General features: G+C 58.9%; 17 protein-coding genes. 6 read left to right on the top strand and 11 right to left on the bottom strand.

Annotated elements, in window-relative coordinates; genetic code table 11:
- Nucleotides 1-207: 207 nt before the first annotated feature.
- Nucleotides 208-1,458, top strand: coding sequence for an MFS transporter (locus tag QRN85_RS09905; RefSeq protein WP_284757721.1), 1,251 nt, complete (start codon nt 208-210; stop codon nt 1,456-1,458).
- Between the two features lie 289 nt (nt 1,459-1,747).
- Nucleotides 1,748-3,118 (top strand): magnesium transporter, encoded by a 1,371-nt coding sequence (gene mgtE / locus QRN85_RS09900; protein WP_284757719.1) that lies wholly within the window; start codon nt 1,748-1,750, stop codon nt 3,116-3,118.
- Nucleotides 3,119-3,211: 93 nt separating this feature from the next.
- Here the strand turns inward: mgtE and QRN85_RS09895 are convergent, their stop codons facing one another.
- The 8 genes from QRN85_RS09895 to QRN85_RS09860 all read right to left on the bottom strand — a co-directional run bounded on the left by QRN85_RS09895 (nt 3,212) and on the right by QRN85_RS09860 (nt 10,072).
- A complete protein-coding gene (locus tag QRN85_RS09895) occupies nt 3,212-4,120 on the bottom strand; it encodes a homocysteine S-methyltransferase family protein (protein ID WP_284757717.1) in 909 nt (302 codons plus the stop codon).
- A gap of 20 nt (nt 4,121-4,140) precedes the next feature.
- Nucleotides 4,141-4,830 (bottom strand): ABC transporter permease, encoded by a 690-nt coding sequence (locus tag QRN85_RS09890; protein ID WP_042618469.1) that lies wholly within the window; start codon nt 4,828-4,830, stop codon nt 4,141-4,143.
- 9 nt (nt 4,831-4,839) lie between these two features.
- Nucleotides 4,840-5,562 (bottom strand): ABC transporter permease, encoded by a 723-nt coding sequence (locus QRN85_RS09885; RefSeq protein WP_112961210.1) that lies wholly within the window; start codon nt 5,560-5,562, stop codon nt 4,840-4,842.
- An 18-nt stretch (nt 5,563-5,580) separates the two neighbouring features.
- Nucleotides 5,581-6,354, bottom strand: a complete 774-nt coding sequence (locus QRN85_RS09880) for a transporter substrate-binding domain-containing protein (RefSeq protein ID WP_284757715.1) — start codon at nt 6,352-6,354, stop codon at nt 5,581-5,583.
- Between the two features lie 32 nt (nt 6,355-6,386).
- Nucleotides 6,387-7,166, bottom strand: a complete 780-nt coding sequence (locus QRN85_RS09875; protein WP_284757713.1) for an ABC transporter ATP-binding protein — start codon at nt 7,164-7,166, stop codon at nt 6,387-6,389.
- A 172-nt stretch (nt 7,167-7,338) separates the two neighbouring features.
- Entirely contained in the window at nt 7,339-8,178 is an 840-nt protein-coding gene (locus QRN85_RS09870) for an undecaprenyl-diphosphate phosphatase (RefSeq protein ID WP_062586903.1), read from the bottom strand.
- Nucleotides 8,179-8,270: 92 nt separating this feature from the next.
- On the bottom strand, nt 8,271-9,674 hold the full coding sequence (locus tag QRN85_RS09865; protein WP_284757711.1) for a coniferyl aldehyde dehydrogenase: 1,404 nt from the start codon (nt 9,672-9,674) through the stop codon (nt 8,271-8,273).
- Entirely contained in the window at nt 9,671-10,072 is a 402-nt protein-coding gene (locus QRN85_RS09860) for a winged helix-turn-helix transcriptional regulator (RefSeq protein WP_062586901.1), read from the bottom strand. The genes QRN85_RS09865 and QRN85_RS09860 overlap by 4 nt, the downstream gene beginning before the upstream one ends.
- Before the next feature lie 104 nt (nt 10,073-10,176).
- On the opposite strand from QRN85_RS09860, the gene QRN85_RS09855 reads away from it, so the two are divergent.
- Entirely contained in the window at nt 10,177-11,193 is a 1,017-nt protein-coding gene (locus QRN85_RS09855) for a zinc-binding alcohol dehydrogenase family protein (RefSeq protein ID WP_284757707.1), read from the top strand.
- Between the two features lie 86 nt (nt 11,194-11,279).
- Here QRN85_RS09855 and QRN85_RS09850 read toward each other — a convergent pair whose 3' ends face one another.
- Together QRN85_RS09850 and QRN85_RS09845 are read right to left on the bottom strand one after the other, a co-directional pair.
- Nucleotides 11,280-12,014 carry a pentapeptide repeat-containing protein gene (locus tag QRN85_RS09850; RefSeq protein ID WP_113218239.1) on the bottom strand — a complete coding sequence of 245 codons (735 nt, stop codon included), beginning with the start codon at nt 12,012-12,014 and terminating at the stop codon, nt 11,280-11,282.
- Nucleotides 12,015-12,231: 217 nt separating this feature from the next.
- Complete coding sequence (locus tag QRN85_RS09845; RefSeq protein WP_284757704.1) at nt 12,232-13,896, bottom strand: electron transfer flavoprotein-ubiquinone oxidoreductase; 1,665 nt, start codon at nt 13,894-13,896, stop codon at nt 12,232-12,234.
- A 373-nt stretch (nt 13,897-14,269) separates the two neighbouring features.
- On the opposite strand from QRN85_RS09845, the gene QRN85_RS09840 reads away from it, so the two are divergent.
- Together QRN85_RS09840 and QRN85_RS09835 are read left to right on the top strand one after the other, a co-directional pair.
- Nucleotides 14,270-15,058 (top strand): SDR family oxidoreductase, encoded by a 789-nt coding sequence (locus tag QRN85_RS09840; RefSeq protein ID WP_284757703.1) that lies wholly within the window; start codon nt 14,270-14,272, stop codon nt 15,056-15,058.
- A gap of 160 nt (nt 15,059-15,218) precedes the next feature.
- On the top strand, nt 15,219-15,422 hold the full coding sequence (locus QRN85_RS09835) for a hypothetical protein (RefSeq protein ID WP_112961196.1): 204 nt from the start codon (nt 15,219-15,221) through the stop codon (nt 15,420-15,422).
- 1 nt (nt 15,423) lies between these two features.
- Here QRN85_RS09835 and blaOXA read toward each other — a convergent pair whose 3' ends face one another.
- A complete protein-coding gene (gene blaOXA / locus QRN85_RS09830; protein WP_350225067.1) occupies nt 15,424-16,239 on the bottom strand; it encodes a class D beta-lactamase in 816 nt (271 codons plus the stop codon).
- A gap of 105 nt (nt 16,240-16,344) precedes the next feature.
- Between blaOXA and QRN85_RS09825 the strand changes: the two genes are divergently transcribed.
- Nucleotides 16,345-17,241: a LysR family transcriptional regulator gene (locus tag QRN85_RS09825; RefSeq protein ID WP_284757698.1), complete on the top strand. Its 897-nt coding sequence runs from the start codon at nt 16,345-16,347 to the stop codon at nt 17,239-17,241.
- The last annotated feature ends 84 nt before the right edge of the window (nt 17,242-17,325 follow it).

Below are 17,325 nucleotides of genomic sequence, written 5' to 3'. Positions count from 1 at the left end.
ACGCAAAGCGCGATCCTAAATGCAGCACGAAGGGTTACGTTCCGTACACCTTCGCGTGAGTCATGGATTTTGCAGAATCACATACTACCGCGACGCACAATTTGATGTTATGCCCGTGATAAGGTCATTTTAGTGACCACCACTTCCAGTCAGGGCAGGCCGAAATCTTCGGTCTTGCCCTTTTTTTCTTCGCACCCCGCAGAAGCCATGACCCAGATACGCCAATCCGAGAACCGCCCCGATGCGGAAGCCGAAAAGGCTGCGCCTTCTCCTGCAACAACGCTCACACCCTTTTCCATTGCCCTCATTGAGCTCGCTCTTGCCGCTGGTGGTTTCGGTATCGGCACTGGCGAGTTCGCCATCATGGGCCTCTTGCCGGATGTGGCCACCACCTATGGCGTTACCGTCCCGCAGGCTGGCTATGTGATTGCAGCCTATGCGATCGGCGTGGTCATCGGTGCGCCCATCATTGCGGTGCTGGCAGCGCGCATGACGCGCCGCGTGCTGCTGCTGGCGCTGATGAGCCTGTTTGCAGCGGGCAATATTCTCAGCGCAATCGCACCGGACTTTACCAGCTTTACCGTGCTGCGCTTCATCACCGGCTTGCCGCATGGTGCCTATTTCGGCGTGGCGGCGCTGGTTGCCGCATCCATGGCCCCCATCCACAAGCGCGCGCGTGCCGTTGGCCGCGTCATGCTGGGGCTAACCATCGCCACGCTGCTCGGCACACCGCTGGCCACGTTTTTCGGCCAGTTGTTCTCATGGCGCGCCGCCTTCTTCATGGTCGGCGGTATCGCGCTGCTGACGGTGGTTCTGCTATGGCTGTTTCAGCCAAGGGACAAGGTACAGGAAGGTGCCAGCATCTGGCGTGAACTCGGCGCGTTCCGTCGTGTCCAGGTTTGGCTGTCGCTGGCCGTGGCTTCGGTCGGTTTTGGCGGCTTGTTCGCCGTCTTCAGCTATATCGCCAAAACCACGACGGATGTCGCCATGATGCCCGTTGCCACCGTGCCAGTCGTGCTTGCGCTTTTCGGCATCGGCATGAATGTCGGCAATGTCGTCGGTTCCCGTCTGGCCGATCTCTCGCTCAACGGAACGATTGGTGGAATGCTGGCCTTCAATGTGGTGCTGATGGCGCTGTTCGGTCTGACCGCCCACAACCCTTATATGCTGTGCATCTGCGTCTTCCTCATCGGCTGCGGATTTGCCGCCTGCCCGGCCGTGCAGACCCGCCTCATGGATGTGGCAGCGGATGCGCAAACACTCGCCGCCGCCTCCAACCACTCGGCCTTCAATATTGCCAATGCTCTCGGCGCATGGCTCGGCGGCCTCGCCATTGCGCTGGGTTATGGCTATGCATCCACAGGCTATATCGGTGCAATCCTGTCCTTTGCCGGTCTCATCGTATTCGGCTTTGCCGTGGCGCTGGAAAAGCGCGAGAAGGCGGCTCTCACAGCCTGATTTCGCAGCACCCGCACAACACCCCTGACGGCCATTTGGACCGCCGATTTACCTTGCGAAAATTTCATATTCGGCCTGCTTGACTCAACCTGTTTTCGGGCGCATTTGCTTTGATATGCGCAGGTCAAGCCAAGGGTCTGGCGCAGATTTCCACGGAGCATCATTCGATGTCTAGCGACAGTAGTAGTCGATTGCCTTTGCCGAACACGGCGAAACGTGCACTGATCTGACACCTGTCGGCTCACCACGTTCCGCCGTGATCGGCGGATCGACTGGAAGGTGAGCAAACATGAACTTTCACAATCTCTCCCAGAGAGCCAGCAAGGCTGCACGCATTCTTCGCAGCGGTACTGGCCCCACGACAACAGCAGAACGCGTCGATCAGCTGAACGCGCTCGAATTGGACGATGCCGTCGTCGCTCTGCTGAAGATGCCACAGGCAAAGGCCGTCGCCGTTCTCGACCGTCCCGAACTTCACCGTGCCGCCGATATCCTCGCGCTTCTGCCGCTGGATCGCGCTGTTCCCCTCGTCAATCTGATGTCGGATGACCGGGTGGCAGACGTGATGGCCGATATGGACGACGAGCCACGCGCAAAGCTTTTCGCCCGGCTGGACCGCGCAACTGCAACCGCCATCCAGCACCTGATGACCTATCCGCCCCGCACGGCTGGTTCCATGATGACAACGGAGTTCGTCAGCGTGCCCGACCGCTGGACGGTGGAGGAAACCCTTGCGCATATCCGCATTGTTGAGCGGTCCCGCGAAACGGTTTATGCCATCTATGTGCTGGCTGAAAATGGCACGCTGGCCAATGTCGTCACCCTGCGCCGCCTCGTGACCGGCGAACCCTCGGCCTCCATCCTCTCCGTTGCATCCAAGGAAGGCATCACCTATGCCGATCCACTGATGTCGCAGGAGGATGTTGCCCGCCTCATCCGCAAGCACGACCTGCTGGCCCTTCCGGTGGTGGACGAGCACGACCACATTCTCGGCATCGTCACCGTCGATGACGTGATCGACACCATGATTGCCGATACCACCGAAGATGCGCATAAATTCGGCGGCATGGAAGCGCTGGGCAAACCCTATATGACGATGGGCTTCCTCGACATGATCCGCAAACGCGCCGGCTGGCTTTCCGCTCTGTTCCTCGGCGAAATGCTGACGGCCAGCGCCATGCAGCATTTTGAGGGGGAGCTGGAAAAGGCCGTGGTGCTGACCCTGTTCATACCGCTCATCATGTCCTCAGGCGGCAATTCCGGGTCGCAGGCCACATCGCTCATCATCCGGGCGCTGGCGCTGGGCGAACTCAAACTGTCCGACTGGTGGCGGGTGTTGCTGCGCGAGCTGCCAACGGGCCTAACGCTCGGCGCAATCCTCGGCGCCATCGGCTTCCTGCGGCTGACTGTGTGGCAACAGGCGGGCTTTTACGATTACGGCGAACACTGGCTGCTGGTCGGCTTCACCGTCTTTGCAGCCCTCGTCGGCATCGTCACCTTCGGCTCCATCACCGGCTCCATGCTGCCTTTCCTGCTGCAACGTATGCGCCTAGACCCCGCCTCAGCCTCGGCCCCATTCGTGGCAACGCTGGTCGATGTCACAGGTCTGGTCATCTACTTCTCGGTGGCACTGCTGATCTTGAGTGGGACTTTGCTTTAGGTGAGACAGAGCCATTGCTACACACTCCGCCGTCATCCTCGGGCTTGTCCCGAGGATGACGAAAGGCAAATTATCGTCCATCCGAGCCGCCTATCACCGCGCCCTAAGAGCACCCGCAACCGTGTGAATATGGGCCGCCCCAATTCCGCAGCAGCCGCCGATCATCGTCGCACCGGCGTCGGCCCAGGTGCAGGCGAAGCGGGAATAGGCGTCGTCGGTCAGGTCGGCGCGGGTTTCGTGCAGGCCTTCATTGGCAGCAGAGTCCCCCTGTTCGCCTTCGAAGGCATTGGCGTAGACGCCGATTTCGATTGAGGCGCCCTTGTCCTTGAAGACCGAGGCGGCAGTTTCCACAGCGGCTTTCATGACTTCCGGCTTGCTGCAATTGAAGAGCAGCGCCGCAGCGCCCGAGTCCGCGGCCCATTCGGCAGCCGCGCGCACCGTTTCGCCAGAGCGAAGCTGCGGTTCGTTGCCGTTAACCTGTGCGGCATCGTCGTTCAGGGTGAAGGAAACCCAGAAAGGCTTTCCAGTCCCAGCCACGGCCTTGCGCACCGCATCGCCTTCGGCAATCAGGCTCAGCGTTTCGCCCAGCCACACATCGACATGGGGAGCAAGATTTTCGACGAGAACCTTGAGGTAATCCTGCACGCGGGCGGGGTCGAAATTCTGTGGTTCGTAGGAGCCGAAGATCGGCGGCAGGCCACCGGCGACGGTGACTTTGCGGCCGGCTGCATCCGCTGCCTCGCGCGCCAGCTTGCCTGAGAGCGCGATCAGCGATGCGCCTTCTTTTTGGAAGCGCTCCTCACCAATGTGAAACGGCACCAGCGCGTAGGAATTGGTGGTGACGACATCGGCACCGGCCTCGATGAATTCCGCATGGACCTGACGCACGATGTCAGGCGTGTCGATCAGCGCCAGGGCAGACCATTCCGGTTGTTTCAGCTGCGCGCCCAGCCGTTGCAATTCGCGGCTCATGCCGCCGTCGAGAATACGGATATCGCCCATGTGAAAACTCCTTGAAACAATTATCGCCGCTGCGGCACCTGCGCTTCGACAAAGCCGAAGCAGCGCACAATGATGGCGGTGAGGATGAGGTAGAAAACGGTAACGACCAGCAGCGGCTCATAGACCAGCAGCGTATCCTGCCGGACCTTGTAAGCCACGGCGTAGAGATCCATGACAGTGACGGTGAAGGCAAGTGGCGTCGCTTTCAACTGCATCACCACTTCGCCCGCAATGGTTGGCAAGGCGATGCGGATGGCACGGGGCAGCCATATGCGGCGGATGAGCGTGAACCTGCCCATGCCGAACGCCCTGCCCGCCTCCAGCTCACCCTTCGGCACGGCCAGCAAAGCGCCGCGAAGCACCTCGGCCTCGTATGCCGCATAGTTGAGCGTGAAGCTGACGGCGGCGAAGAAGAAGCCTTCGCGCAACACAGGCCACATGAAGCTTTGCCGCAAGCCGGGTATCATCGGCAGCAGCGAGCCGACGCCATAATAAAGCAGCCAGAGCTGAATGAGCAGCGGCGTGCCGCGAAAGAAGGTGCAATAGCCGCGCGCCAGCATCCGCGTCAGCCTGCCACCACTGACCTGCGCAAACGCCAGCCCGATGGCGAGGATGAAACCGATGCTGACGGAAATCACCAGCAGCGCCACCGTCTGATAAGCGCCAGACAGCAGCAGCGGCCAGTATTTTTCGATCCAGGAGAATTCCATCATGTCTCCTCAGGCCAGCGCCGGTTGGCCGCGCCGCACCCGACGCTCGATCAATGAAAATACGAGGTTGGAAACCAGCGTGATCGCCAGATACATGAGCGCAGCTGCCGCGAAGAACAGGAAATACTGCTTGGTGCTGGCACCCGCCAGCCGCGTCGCCAGCGCCAGTTCCTGATAACCGACAACGGCCACCAGCGCGCTGTCTTTCGTCACCGCCAGCCACAGATTGGACAGTCCCGGCAGGGCATTCGGCACCAGTGCCGGCACCACCACACGGCGAAAGCGCAGAAAGGGCGACATGCCGAAGGCCCGCGCCGCTTCGATCTGCCCCGCCGGAATGGCGAGAATCGCACCCCGCAGAACCTCGGTCATATAGGCACCCTGCACAAAGCCCAGAACGGCGATGGCAGCGGCGAAACCGTTGATTTCAAGCGGGGGCATGCCGGCCCATTGCAACAGCCGGTTCAGGCCATCCGTTCCGGCATAATAGAGCCCGACAATGAGGATCAGTTCCGGCACGGCCCGGATCATCGTCGTGTAGAAATTAAGCACCATGCCCAGCGGCCTGTTGCCGGAAAGCTTGCCCAGCGCACCGGCCATGCCGATGAGGATGCCGATGAGATAGGCACCGGCGGAAATGGCAAGCGTGGAAACGGCACCCTTTAACAGCGTGCCACCCCATCCCGGAGGATAGGGTGACAGAAGTTGAACCATGGTTTCAATGCTTGCCATCAACGCGACCGTTTTGACTTACTTCGCGCCGTAGATGTCGAAGGTGAAGTACTTCTTGGTGATCTCGTCATATTTTCCGCTGGCGCGAACCGCAGCAAGAGCGGCATTCAGCTTCTGCTTCAGCTCGGCATCGTCCTTGCGAAGTCCGCCGGAGACGCCAAGACCCAGGATTTCCTTGTCGTCAGCCACATTGCCGGCATCCGCGCAGCAATCCTTGCCCGCATCGCTTTTCAGGAAGGCATCGAGAACAAGCGAATCGCCAAAGACGTAATCGATACGACCGGCTGCCAGATCCTGGAAAGCTTCGTCCAGCGTCTGATAGGTCTTCTCGTCGGCCACGTCCTTGAAATACTTGGCGTAATAGGCAGACTGGATGGTCGAGACCTGAATGCCGATGGTCTTACCCTTCACGTCGTCTGCGGTCGCGCCTGGCTTGCCATCCTTGGCGCCGATCAGCTTGCTTGGCGTGTTGTAGTATTTGTCGGTGAAGGTGATGACCTTCTGGCGTTCCTGCGTGTTGGACATGGAAGACCAGATCACGTCAAACTTCTTGGCCTCAAGTGCTGGAATAAGGCCATCCCAGGAAAGCTCGACGATGGAGCATTTTTCCTTCATTTCCGCGCAGACGGCGTCCATGAGGTCGATTTCCCAACCCTGCCACTTGCCTGACGCATCCTTGGCGAAGAATGGCGGGTAGGATTCGTTCATGATGCCGAAGCGCACATCGGCGCTGGCCGTGAAGGCGGAAAGCGCAAATGCCGATCCGGCTAGCAGCGTGGCGAATAATTTCATTCTAAATTTCTCCTGTTGGAATATCGAAAACATCAATTGGCGATGGCGCCGGTAAAATCTCTGGTGCGGGTGCTGACCGGGTTGCCAAAGACCTGCTCGGGCGTACCCTCCTCTTCCACGCGGCCCTGATGCAGGAACATGACGTGGCTGGAAACATCGCGGGCAAAGCGCATCTCATGCGTAACCAACAGCATGGTGCGGCCCTCTTCGGCTAGATCGCGGATAACCTTCAGCACCTCGCCCACCAGTTCCGGGTCCAGCGCCGAGGTCGGTTCGTCAAACAGCATCACGGCGGGTTCTACGCAGAGCGCACGCGCAATCGCCGCGCGCTGCTGCTGGCCACCGGAGAGAAAGGCCGGATAGGCGTCTTTCTTGTCGTAAAGGCCGACCTTGTTGAGCAGCGCTTCGGCCCTCTCAATAGCATCCTGCCGCTTCACGCCCATCACATGCACAGGCGCTTCGATGATGTTTTCCAGCACCGTGCGGTGAGCCCAGAGATTGAAATTCTGAAACACCATGCCAAGCCCGGTGCGCAGGCGTTCCACCTGTCGCCAGCTTTTCGGCACGGCCTTGCCATCACGCCCGATCTTGGTCGCCACCTCTTCGCCATTAACGGTCACGCGACCGCGGTCGGGCATTTCCAGAAAGTTGATGCAGCGCAGAAAGGTGCTCTTGCCGGAGCCGGACGAACCGATAATCGAGATGACATCGCCCTTGCGGGCTTTCAGTGAAATGCCTTTGAGAACGTCCTGGGTACCGAAACTCTTGTGGATGTTTTCCACATCAAGCGCGTAGCCGCTTTCACTGCTCATCAATTGGCCCCGACTGTCCTGTTCCCGGATGGATACTTAAAGAAGCGCACGGCATTTGCCGCGCAATAAACGGCTCTATTGCACATCCGGGATGAAAAATCATTCCGTAGGAGAGATTTCAAGGAAAATCGGCTCCTGCCGGTCCTTCACCGGCAGGAGCGTGGATGAGCTATCAGGCCGTGGCGCTGATGACGCCGGTACCGAGCAGGACCAGCAAGAGAGCGCCAACCACCACGCGGTACCAGACGAAGGGCATGTAGCTCTTGGTCGAAACCAGTTTCAGGAAAAACACGATGACGGCATAACCCACGAAGAACGCAATGGCGGTGGCCAGCGCTGTGGGGCCCCATCCCACCGGGTTATCCTGGCCGATGCTCTTGAAAAGCTGGTAAAAACCGGAACCGAACACGGCAGGAACGGCCAGCAGGAAGGAATAGCGGGCAGCCGCTTCGCGGGTATATCCCAAAAGGAGACCGGCGGTGATGGTGCCGCCGGAGCGTGAAACACCGGGAATGAGCGCCATGGCCTGCGCAAAGCCAAACAGCACGGCATCGCGCCAGATCAGTTTCTTCAGCGGGTATTTCTTCTGGCCGATACGGTCGGCATAACCGAGAATGAGGCCGAAGACGATCAGCATGACGGCGGTGATATAGAGATTGCGCAGCGAGTGTTCGATGGCGTCCTTGAACAGCAGACCCAGCAGCACGATTGGCACCGAACCGACGATGATCATCCAGCCCATGCGGGCGTCGGTCGGATCATATTCGCCACCGATGCGCAGGTTCTGGCGAAGCCAGGCATTGGCAATGCGCATGATATCGGACCAGAAATAGACTAGAACGGCCAGCTCCGTTCCAATCTGGGTGATGGCGGTGAAGGCAGCACCCGGATCGATACCGGAGGGAAGAAACTCACCCGCAATGCGCAAATGTGCGCTGGAAGAAATGGGCAGGAACTCCGTAAGCCCCTGAATAAAACCGAGAATTGCCGCCTCGATCCAACCAATTGTCATGCTTGTCATCCCTGACTGAGAATCACTGCCGCAACGCTATGAAGCAAAACGGGCAGATCCATGTTGCAATGCGGAAAATAATATTTGCAGAATTAGCGCAGCAGAAATGCCAGCGCCCAATCTGTAAGCCGACCGAATGGTGCACGCAACAGGGTTGGCAAACTCCAGCGTCCCTGCACGAAAACACCTTTGGCATGGCTCATGCGGCGAAAGCCTTCAATGCCGTGGTAAGCGCCCATGCCGCTTGCCCCCACTCCGCCGAAGGGCAGGTCGTCCTGCGCCACATGCAGCATCGTGTTGTTGATGCCGACATTGCCCGATGTGGTGCGGGCCAGCACCGCGCGACAGTCCTCGCTGTGCTCCTCACCGAAGAAATAGAGCGCCAGCGGCCGTGGTCGGGCATTGATAAAGGAGATGACCTCGCCGATGTCCCGATAGGTCCGCACCGGCAAAACCGGTCCAAAGATTTCCTCGCGCATGACAGTCATCTCGTCGGTTGCGCCGAAAACCAGCGTGGGCGGCATAACGCGGATACGGCTTAATGCGACATCACCGGCTATGCCCGGCTGTACCACACGCGCGCCCTTTTGTCGGGCATCCTCCAGCAGTCCGTTCAGGCGGTTAAAGTGTCGGTCGCTGACGATGGAGGCAAAATCGACAGTGCCCACGCCCATAGGATAAGACTGCGCAACAGCCGCCTCGAAGGCCTGAGTGAAGGCTACCAGATCGTCCTCATGGACAAAGACATAGTCCGGGGCAACGCAGGTCTGCCCGGCATTGGTCAACTTGCCGAAAGCGATGGACGCAACGTGGTTTTGCGTCGCATGACCCTTCTGGATGATGGTCGGGCTTTTACCACCCAGTTCGAGCGTCACCGGCACGAGGTTGGCGCTGGCCGCCGCCATGACGTGCCTGCCCACTTCGGTGCTGCCGGTAAAGAACAGGTGGTCGAAAGCAAGCTGGCTGAAGGCCGCCCCGACAGATGCATCGCCCAAGATAATAGCGACCTTCTCCTGCGGGAAAACCGCCACCAGCATTTCCTCAATCAACTGGCTGGTGCGTGGCGTCAGCTCGGATGGCTTGAGCATGGCCCTGTTGCCTGCGGCCAGCGCGGTTGCCACCGGCACCATGGCCAGCAGAAAGGGATAATTCCAAGGCGACATAATGCCGATGACGCCCAGCGGCTGATATTCCACATATGCGCGACCCAGCTGGAACGTCGGCGCGACATGACGGCGCTCCGGCCTCATAAAGCGTTTCAGATTGCGCGACAGGTAGTCGATGGCCTGTACCGTGCCTAAAATATCCAGCAGTGCCGTTTCCCGATGCGATCGTCCGCCGAAACCCGCATCGACCGCCTGTTCGATATCTCGCCTTCGCGCAATGATTGTCCGGCGCAGTGCCTTGAGATCGGCTTTGCGCGCTTCGAGCGTGGGCGGGCCGTCGCGCAGAAATGCATCGCGCTGCTGTAGCAATATGGTGGCAGCGTCGCTCATTCGGCTGCTTCCAGTGACGTTGTCGGCGCGTGTGGCGGAACAACACGCCTCTCGCCCTGTTCGCAGACCACATGCGCGTCGCCCCATGTTTTGAGGGCAGCGATCACCGGCTGCATGGAGTGGCCGAGCGGCGTCAGGTCGTAATCCACGCGCGGCGGCACAACGGCAAAGACCTTCCGGGAAATCAGCCCCGCCTCCTCCAGCTCCCGCAATTGCTTCGTCAGCATCCGCTGCGTGACGCTAGGAATGTGTCGGCGCAGTGCGTTGAAGCGAAGCGTGCCCTCATTCATGAGGTGATAAAGGATGACGCCCTTCCATTTTCCATCAATGAAACTCAGCGTCGATTCCACCGGACATCCGGGAAAATTGCCTGTCAGCTTGGCACGTGGACGGGACATCACAGTATCCTTTTTGTGCGTATAGACACAATATGTGCATTCTTGCGCTCCATGCCCATCTCTACCAAATAGGATCCGACGCAACAAGCAAAGGAGATCACGCCATGCGTGCTATCGGTTACAAAAGTGCAAAGCCCGTCACGGAAGCGGATGCGCTTCTCGATCTGGAGGTGCCAATGCCGCAAGCCGAGGGGCTTGACCTTCTGGTTGAGGTTAAGGCGGTCTCCGTCAATCCGGTCGATACAAAGGTGCGCCGCAACCAGGCACCGGAAAATGGTCAGGCGCGCATCCTCGGGTTCGACGCCGCGGGCGTCGTCAAATCGGTGGGTGAAGGGGTCAGCCTGTTCAAGCCGGGCGACGAGGTGTTTTACGCAGGCGCCATCGACAGGCCCGGCTCCAACAGCGAGTATCATCTCGTGGATGAGCGTATCGTCGGCAAAAAGCCGAAGAGCTTGAGTTTCGAAGAGGCAGCCGCCCTTCCCCTGACAGCGATCACCGCCTACGAGGCGCTGTTCGATCGGCTCAACGTCAGGCAAACCGTCCCGGGCGCTGCCAATGCCATCGTCATCATCGGCGGCGCAGGCGGCGTGGGCTCCATCGCCATCCAGCTTGCCCGACAATTGACGGATCTCGTCGTCATCGCCACCGCCTCACGTCCTGAGACGAAGGAATGGGCAACCAAGCTTGGCGCCCATCACGTTATCGACCATAGCCAGCCGCTTGCCCCTCAGGTGGAGGCGCTCGGTCTCGGTGCGCCCGGCTTCGTTTTCTCCACGACGCAGAGCGATATTCATGCGGCAGACAGTGTTGCGCTTCTCGCCCCACAGGGCCGCTACTGCCTGATCGATGATCCAAAAGGCGGCTTCGATATCATGCCCTTCAAGCGAAAGGCCATCTCGGTACACTGGGAGTTCATGTTCGCACGGCCGCTGTACCAGACCGCCGATGTTCTGGAGCAGCACAAGCTTCTCAACCATGTTGCCGAGATGGTCGATGCAGGCCAGATCAAGACCACGATGACGGATGTCTATGGCACCATCAACGCGGCCAATCTGCTAAAGGCCCATGCCTTGATCGAAACCGGAACGGCGAAGGGCAAGATCGTCCTGTCCGGTTTCTAAGCCTGAAAGCACTGAGGGAGCTCCAGCGACAGGCCGGGGCTCCCTCTTTCATCAAAAACAGTAAACTGCGTGCGCCGTCGAGCGTCTCAATCCTCGTCTGGATCTTCCGGGCAAGGCCATGAGGTCGGCGTCGTCAACCCCTGTGGAAGCTTCGTCTTGGCGTCGCCGCAGGCAATGTCGATTTGCTTCTGCTCCAGCCCCGTTGCCCCCGAAAGGTCCAGCCCTTCGATACGGGTAAGCAGAAGAAACGCGTTTTCGAAATCGATAGGCCCGGTCAAGTTCGCGCCTTCGAAACGGGCGCGGGACAGATTGGCCATCGTGAACTTCGCGCCCGTCAGCGTTGCGCCTTCGAAATCGGCACGGCCAAGCTCAGCCTTGCTGAAATCCGTTCCGACCAGCTTTGCATTCTCGAAACTGGCGCGCTGCATTTCAGCATTGTTGAACTTGGCATTTTCCGCATCAGCATCGCTGAAGTCACCGCGATAAGCCTCGACCTTGACGAAATTGCCTTCCTGCAACTGGGATGATGCAAGCGATGTGCGAATGAGCTTGGCCTTCTCCAGATTGGCTTTCTTGAAAGACGAGCCGCGAAGATCTGTGAAGGTAAAATCCGTGCCGCGAAGATCGGCACCATCAAGCACGCTGCCACCCAGCATCAGAAGTCGCTTGTTGCAAGCGCTCCAATCCAACCCCGCACTCGCCTCAGCCCGGCAGCTTGCGGCCTGGGTTTCGGACAAGGGCATAGCGACGGCAACCATCGTCAGTGCCGCACCACAAAGAAGTGGACGAATGCTTTGAGAAAGACGTCTGTCGATGGTCATAACCTGCTCCCACATCCGAACCTTGTCGGATCTCCAGGCAACGTACGCGCTGCATTCTTCATAAGTAAGCCACCGGGCAATATTCTACAATTCTGTGCACAACAGATAAGACAAAGTCTTAATCTAACCGGCGAAATCCCACATCGATCCTTTTTGTCACGTATAATTCTTACGCGGACCTCTTGCGCAAACGATGAGATCCGCGTCTTCGCCGTTTTTACATATTCGCGTAAACCGGCCCCTCACCGCCCTGCGGCGGTACCCAGTTGATGTTCTGGTTGGGGTCCTTGATATCGCAGGTTTTGCAATGAACGCAGTTTTGGGCGTTGATGACGTAGGTCGGCTCGCCGTCTGTCTCCACCCATTCGTAGACACCGGCGGGACAGTAGCGCGTGGAGGGACCGGCATAGACGTCATGCTCTGAGCGTTTCTGCAGATCCATGTCCTTGACCTGCAGGTGCACCGGCTGGTCTTCCTCATGGTTGGTCGAGGAAATGAAGACGGATGACAGGCGGTCGAAGGTCAGCACGCCATCCGGCTTTGGATAGGCAATCGGCTTGTGAAGCTTGGCAGGCTCAAGGCTTTCCGCATCCGTCTTGCCGTGCTTCAACGTGCCGAAAAGGGAGAGGCCGAGCAACTGGTTGGTCCACATATCCAGCCCGCCCAGTGCTACGCCAAGCGCTGTGCCGAATTTCGACCATAGCGGTTTGACGTTGCGGACGCGCTTCAAATCCTTGCCGATGTCGCTGTCGCGCCATTCGTTTTCGATTTCGATGACTTCATCATTGGCGCGGCCTGCAGCAATGGCTTCGGCCAGCTTTTCAGCGGCCATCATGCCCGACAGCACGGCGTTATGGCTGCCCTTGATGCGCGGCACGTTCACGAAACCGGCGGAACAGCCGATCAGGGCGCCGCCCGGGAAAGTCAGCTTCGGAACCGACTGATACCCGCCTTCGGTGATGGCACGTGCGCCATAGGACAGGCGCTTGCCCCCCTCGAACGTGTCGCGGATGGCAGGGTGCGTCTTGTAGCGCTGGAATTCCTCAAAGGGATAGAGATAGGGGTTCTTGTAGTTCAGGTGGACGACGAAGCCGACAGCCACGAGGTTGTCTTCGAGGTGGTAGAGGAACGAGCCGCCACCGGTCTTCATGCCCAACGGCCAGCCAAAGGAGTGCTGGACCAAACCCGGACGGTGCTTCTCAGGCTTGACCTGCCAGAGTTCCTTGATGCCGATGCCGAACTTCTGGACGTCGCTATCCCTGGAAAGGTCGAATTTCTTGATGAGCTGTTTGGCAAGCGATCCGCGCACGCCCTCGCCGATCAGCACATATTTGCCCATCAGCGCCATGCCGCGTGTAAATGCCGTGCCGGGTTCGCCATTGCGCTCCACACCCATGTCACCGGTAGCAACGCCGATGACAGCGCCCGCCTCGTTATAAAGAACCTCCGTGGCCGCAAAGCCGGGATAGATTTCCACACCAAGGGCCTCTGCCTTTTCGGCAAGCCAGCGACAGACGAGACCAAGCGAGACGATGTAGTTGCCGTGATTGTTCATCAATGGCGGCATGGCAAAGTTGGGCAGGCGGATCGATCCGGCAGGCCCCAGCAGCAGGAACTGGTCATCCTTGACTTCGGTCTTGAAGGGATGCCCCTCTTCCTCGCGCCAGCCGGGGAGCAAGCGGTCGATGCCGATCGGATCGACCACGGCGCCCGAAACGATATGTGCGCCGACTTCTGAGCCTTTTTCGAGAACGACAACAGAGAGATCAGGATTGACCTGCTTGAGCCGTATCGCAGCCGAAAGGCCCGCCGGACCTGCGCCAACGATGACAACGTCGAATTCCATCGATTCGCGTTCCGGCAATTCCATTGCTTCGGTCATATCCATCCTCTCCGCTTGCCGGTCCCTTCCGGCATTGTTTTTCTAACGCGCTTGCGCCTGCAGGGTTCATTGCACGCGCCGTACCAGCCTGCCTTTAAAGACCGCCATCTCGATAACTTTCTTCGCAAAGCGCAAAGCCGTTGTCGAGGTTGAAGTCAGGCAAATCGGCCACAAACCCATTACATTCTCTGACGCAATTGTAATAGCTTACTTTTACGTGCACGTAATTTAATGCGGAATGGCCCTTAGGGTCAAGCGCTCCGACAAGTCCCACGACAACGACGGCACTCAAACGAAATAAACCGCAGACGCCTTCAAAATCCGCGAGACCACCCCTATAACCTCGGCAACATGTTTCAGGAGGACAGCACTTATGGATTTCGGCATTTCCGGCAAACGCGCCCTTGTTCTGGCTTCGTCGCGCGGCCTTGGTCTCGGCATTGCAACGGCGCTGGCCGGGGAAGGCGCAAACGTGCTTCTGGTTGGTCGCACCGCCGAGAGGCTGGCTGCCAATGCGCAGGCCATCAACGCGCTTGGAAAAGGCAAGGCCGACTGGGTCGAGGCCGATCTCGCACAGAATGATTTCGTGCCGAAGATGGTCGAGGCCGTGAAGGAAAAGCTCGGCGGCATCGACATTCTCGTCAATAACACGGGCGGGCCTACGCCCGGCAGCGCGCAGGATATCACCGCCGAGACGCTCGAAACCTTCTTTCAGTCCATGGTGCTGCGCGTCATTACATTGACGGGCGCTTTTCTGCCGCAGATGAAGGAACAGGGTTGGGGGCGCATTCTGACCGTCGCGTCTTCAGGCGTATTCGAGCCCATTACGAACCTTGCGCTTTCCAACACGCTTCGGGGCGCACTTGTGGGCTGGAACAAGACCCTTGCCGCAGAGGTTGCCAGCAATGGCGTCACCGCCAACCTTCTTCTGCCCGGGCGCATCCACACCGACCGTATCGATGAGCTGGATGGTGCAAACGCCAAAAGGCTGGGCAAGAGCGTCGAGGAAATCCGCGATGCATCGGTGAAAAACATTCCCGCCGGACGCCTTGGCACGGTGGAAGAGTTTGCGGCCGCCGGCGCGTTCCTGTGCTCGCAACCTGCAAGCTACATTACCGGCACCATGCTGCGGGTGGATGGTGGAGCATCGAAGTCGATCTGATCGCACATCTGGCATCGTAAAGGCGCCAGAGCGTCAAAGAGCACGCCCACAGCTGCGCAGGCGTGCTTCTGCATCGGTAAAACAGACGAGCATCCGAAAATGCTTTCACTTCCCGCGCCAAGGCGTAGAGTGACGCATCGGTTCTCCATTGAGGCTTATCATGCGGATAGTTCGTCTGTTGCTTACCTTCTTCGGCGCACTTCTGGCCCTTGTCGGCCTGTTGTGGATGGGTCAGGGAAGCGGATATTTCCCCTACCCCGCGTCCAGTTTCATGATCGATCAAAGCCCATGGATCATCCGCGGAGCCCTCGTCGCGCTGGTCGGGCTTGCCATGATCTTTGCCGGCCGACGCCTCATTCGCTAGGCTATTTTACCAGCTGCGGCAGTTCGGCGATCAACGCATCGCGCGTGGCAAAGCTGATCGGCTCTTCGCTCTTCCAGTCCTTGATGTTCAGCTTGGCGAAAACCACCTGACGATCGCCCTTTTGCGCCCAACCGACAAACCAGCCAAGCCAGACGTCGCCGTCATATTTTCCATCCTTGGTCCGCATACGCCCGGACCCGGTCTTGCCCTGCACCTGCCAGCCCTCGGCTGCGGTGAACTTCGGCATGATCGCCATGGTTTTATCAGAGGCGGACTGGGAGACGGGAAGTTTGCCGGTGAGGAAACGGCGCAGAAACGCGACCTGTTGATCGCCGGAAATCTTCAATGACGACATCAGCCAGGATTCCGTCAGCCCGTCCGAGCGCCCTTTAATGCCGCGCACATCGGCGTTGCCATAATCGAACCGGCGCACATAATCGGCAAACTTTTCCTTGCCCAGCCTTCGGGTAATTTCCTGCGAATACCAGACGATGGATTCCTTTTCCCAAATCGTCGGATCGACAGACATCTGCTCGCGTTTCGGTCTTTTCCACTCGGGCCTGTAGTCCCAGCGCGGCGTGGTCTCGTTGGTTAGAATACCCGTATCATAACCGATGATGGCCAAAGGCAGCTTGAAGGTGGACTGGGGCGCAAAGGCCTTGTCGCAGCTGCCCTGCCGATGCAGGACGTCACCGCTCTCTGCATCGAGAACGACCGTGCATTGCACCGTCTGCGCGGCAACTGCATGCAAGTTTCCGATGCAAGCTTTTGAAATAAATGATAAAAGAACGACACCAATACGCCGCTTGATTGCCATGGACATGTCTCCATCCGGTTGTGATGGCTTACTTCTAGTCTGCGCTGTTGCACGGGTACAAATGATGATATCTGGCTGCTGACATGAATTAAACTTGGTCATACCATGGTACGCCCACATCTCCCGCTCAACGCCCTGCGCGCTTTCGAAGCGGCTGCACGCCATCTGAGCTTCACCCGCGCCGCGATTGAGCTGTGCGTCACGCAGACTGCGATCAGCCATCAGGTCAAACTGCTGGAGCAGCGGCTTGGCGTCGAGCTTTTCCGTCGCCTGCCGCGCGGCCTGATGATTACGGAAGACGGCCTAGCCCTGTTGCCCACCCTGCAGGACTCCTTCGACCGCATGGCCGATATGTTGCAGCGTTTCGAAGACGGGCATGTGCGTGATGTTCTGACCCTCGGCTCCGTCGGCACCTTTGCGGTGGGCTGGCTGCTGCCGCGTCTCAGCGCCTTTCAGGAGCGATATCCCTTCATCGAGGTGCGGCTTTCCACGAACAACAACAGGGTCGATATCGCCGCCGAAGGTCTGGATTACGCCATACGTTTCGGCAACGGCGCCTGGCACGATACGGAAGCGGAAGAATTGTTCGAGGCTCCGCATTCGGCGCTCTGCGTGCCTGCGATCGCCAGCCAGCTTCATTCCCCGCAGGACGTGGCGGCACGGCCGCTTCTGCGCTCCTACCGTATGGATGAGTGGCCGGAATGGTTCGAGGCTGCCGGTGTGACGCCTCCCAAGATCAAGGGCATCGTCTTCGATTCCTCCGTGCTGATGATTGAGGCCGCCTTGCAGGGGGCAGGCATTGCGCTTGCGCCACCGCTGATGTTCAGCCGCCAGCTTTCGTCCGGCGCGTTGGAGCAACCCTTTCCAGTCTATGTGTCCAAAGGGTGCTACTGGCTGACCCGCCTCAAATCCCGGACTATGACCCCGGCAATGGCGACGTTTTCGCAGTGGCTGCAGGAAGAAGCGGCGCAAATGCGGGCCGGGCAAGCGACAAAAAACTGAGCCACCCGGCTTGCCATGAACCGGTCATCATGCAATGACCCGCCCTCTTCAAAAATAACCGATGCCACAGGCATCCAGACTGAA

This window comes from Agrobacterium sp. fls2-241-TYG-188a, assembly GCF_030209845.1.
The sequence above is the reverse complement of the archived record's forward strand: the minus strand, read 5'-3'. Positions and strand labels throughout refer to the sequence as shown.

Bases quoted from the DNA above. Each gene is read 5' to 3' on its own strand.
- QRN85_RS09855 (WP_284757707.1), top strand. From the start codon at position 10,177: ATGCGTGCTATCGGTTACAAAAGTGCAAAGCCCGTCACGGAAGCGGAT.
- mgtE (WP_284757719.1), top strand. From the start codon at position 1,748: ATGAACTTTCACAATCTCTCCCAGAGAGCCAGCAAGGCTGCACGCATT.
- QRN85_RS09825 (WP_284757698.1), top strand. From the start codon at position 16,345: ATGGTACGCCCACATCTCCCGCTCAACGCCCTGCGCGCTTTCGAAGCG.
- QRN85_RS09870 (WP_062586903.1), bottom strand. From the start codon at position 8,178: ATGACAATTGGTTGGATCGAGGCGGCAATTCTCGGTTTTATTCAGGGG.
- QRN85_RS09845 (WP_284757704.1), bottom strand. From the start codon at position 13,896: ATGACCGAAGCAATGGAATTGCCGGAACGCGAATCGATGGAATTCGAC.
- QRN85_RS09905 (WP_284757721.1), top strand. From the start codon at position 208: ATGACCCAGATACGCCAATCCGAGAACCGCCCCGATGCGGAAGCCGAA.
- QRN85_RS09880 (WP_284757715.1), bottom strand. From the start codon at position 6,354: ATGAAATTATTCGCCACGCTGCTAGCCGGATCGGCATTTGCGCTTTCC.
- QRN85_RS09840 (WP_284757703.1), top strand. From the start codon at position 14,270: ATGGATTTCGGCATTTCCGGCAAACGCGCCCTTGTTCTGGCTTCGTCG.
- QRN85_RS09890 (WP_042618469.1), bottom strand. From the start codon at position 4,830: ATGGAATTCTCCTGGATCGAAAAATACTGGCCGCTGCTGCTGTCTGGC.
- QRN85_RS09885 (WP_112961210.1), bottom strand. From the start codon at position 5,562: ATGGCAAGCATTGAAACCATGGTTCAACTTCTGTCACCCTATCCTCCG.
- QRN85_RS09850 (WP_113218239.1), bottom strand. From the start codon at position 12,014: ATGACCATCGACAGACGTCTTTCTCAAAGCATTCGTCCACTTCTTTGT.
- QRN85_RS09895 (WP_284757717.1), bottom strand. From the start codon at position 4,120: ATGGGCGATATCCGTATTCTCGACGGCGGCATGAGCCGCGAATTGCAA.
- QRN85_RS09860 (WP_062586901.1), bottom strand. From the start codon at position 10,072: ATGTCCCGTCCACGTGCCAAGCTGACAGGCAATTTTCCCGGATGTCCG.
- QRN85_RS09875 (WP_284757713.1), bottom strand. From the start codon at position 7,166: ATGAGCAGTGAAAGCGGCTACGCGCTTGATGTGGAAAACATCCACAAG.
- blaOXA (WP_350225067.1), bottom strand. From the start codon at position 16,239: ATGGCAATCAAGCGGCGTATTGGTGTCGTTCTTTTATCATTTATTTCA.
- QRN85_RS09865 (WP_284757711.1), bottom strand. From the start codon at position 9,674: ATGAGCGACGCTGCCACCATATTGCTACAGCAGCGCGATGCATTTCTG.
- QRN85_RS09835 (WP_112961196.1), top strand. From the start codon at position 15,219: ATGCGGATAGTTCGTCTGTTGCTTACCTTCTTCGGCGCACTTCTGGCC.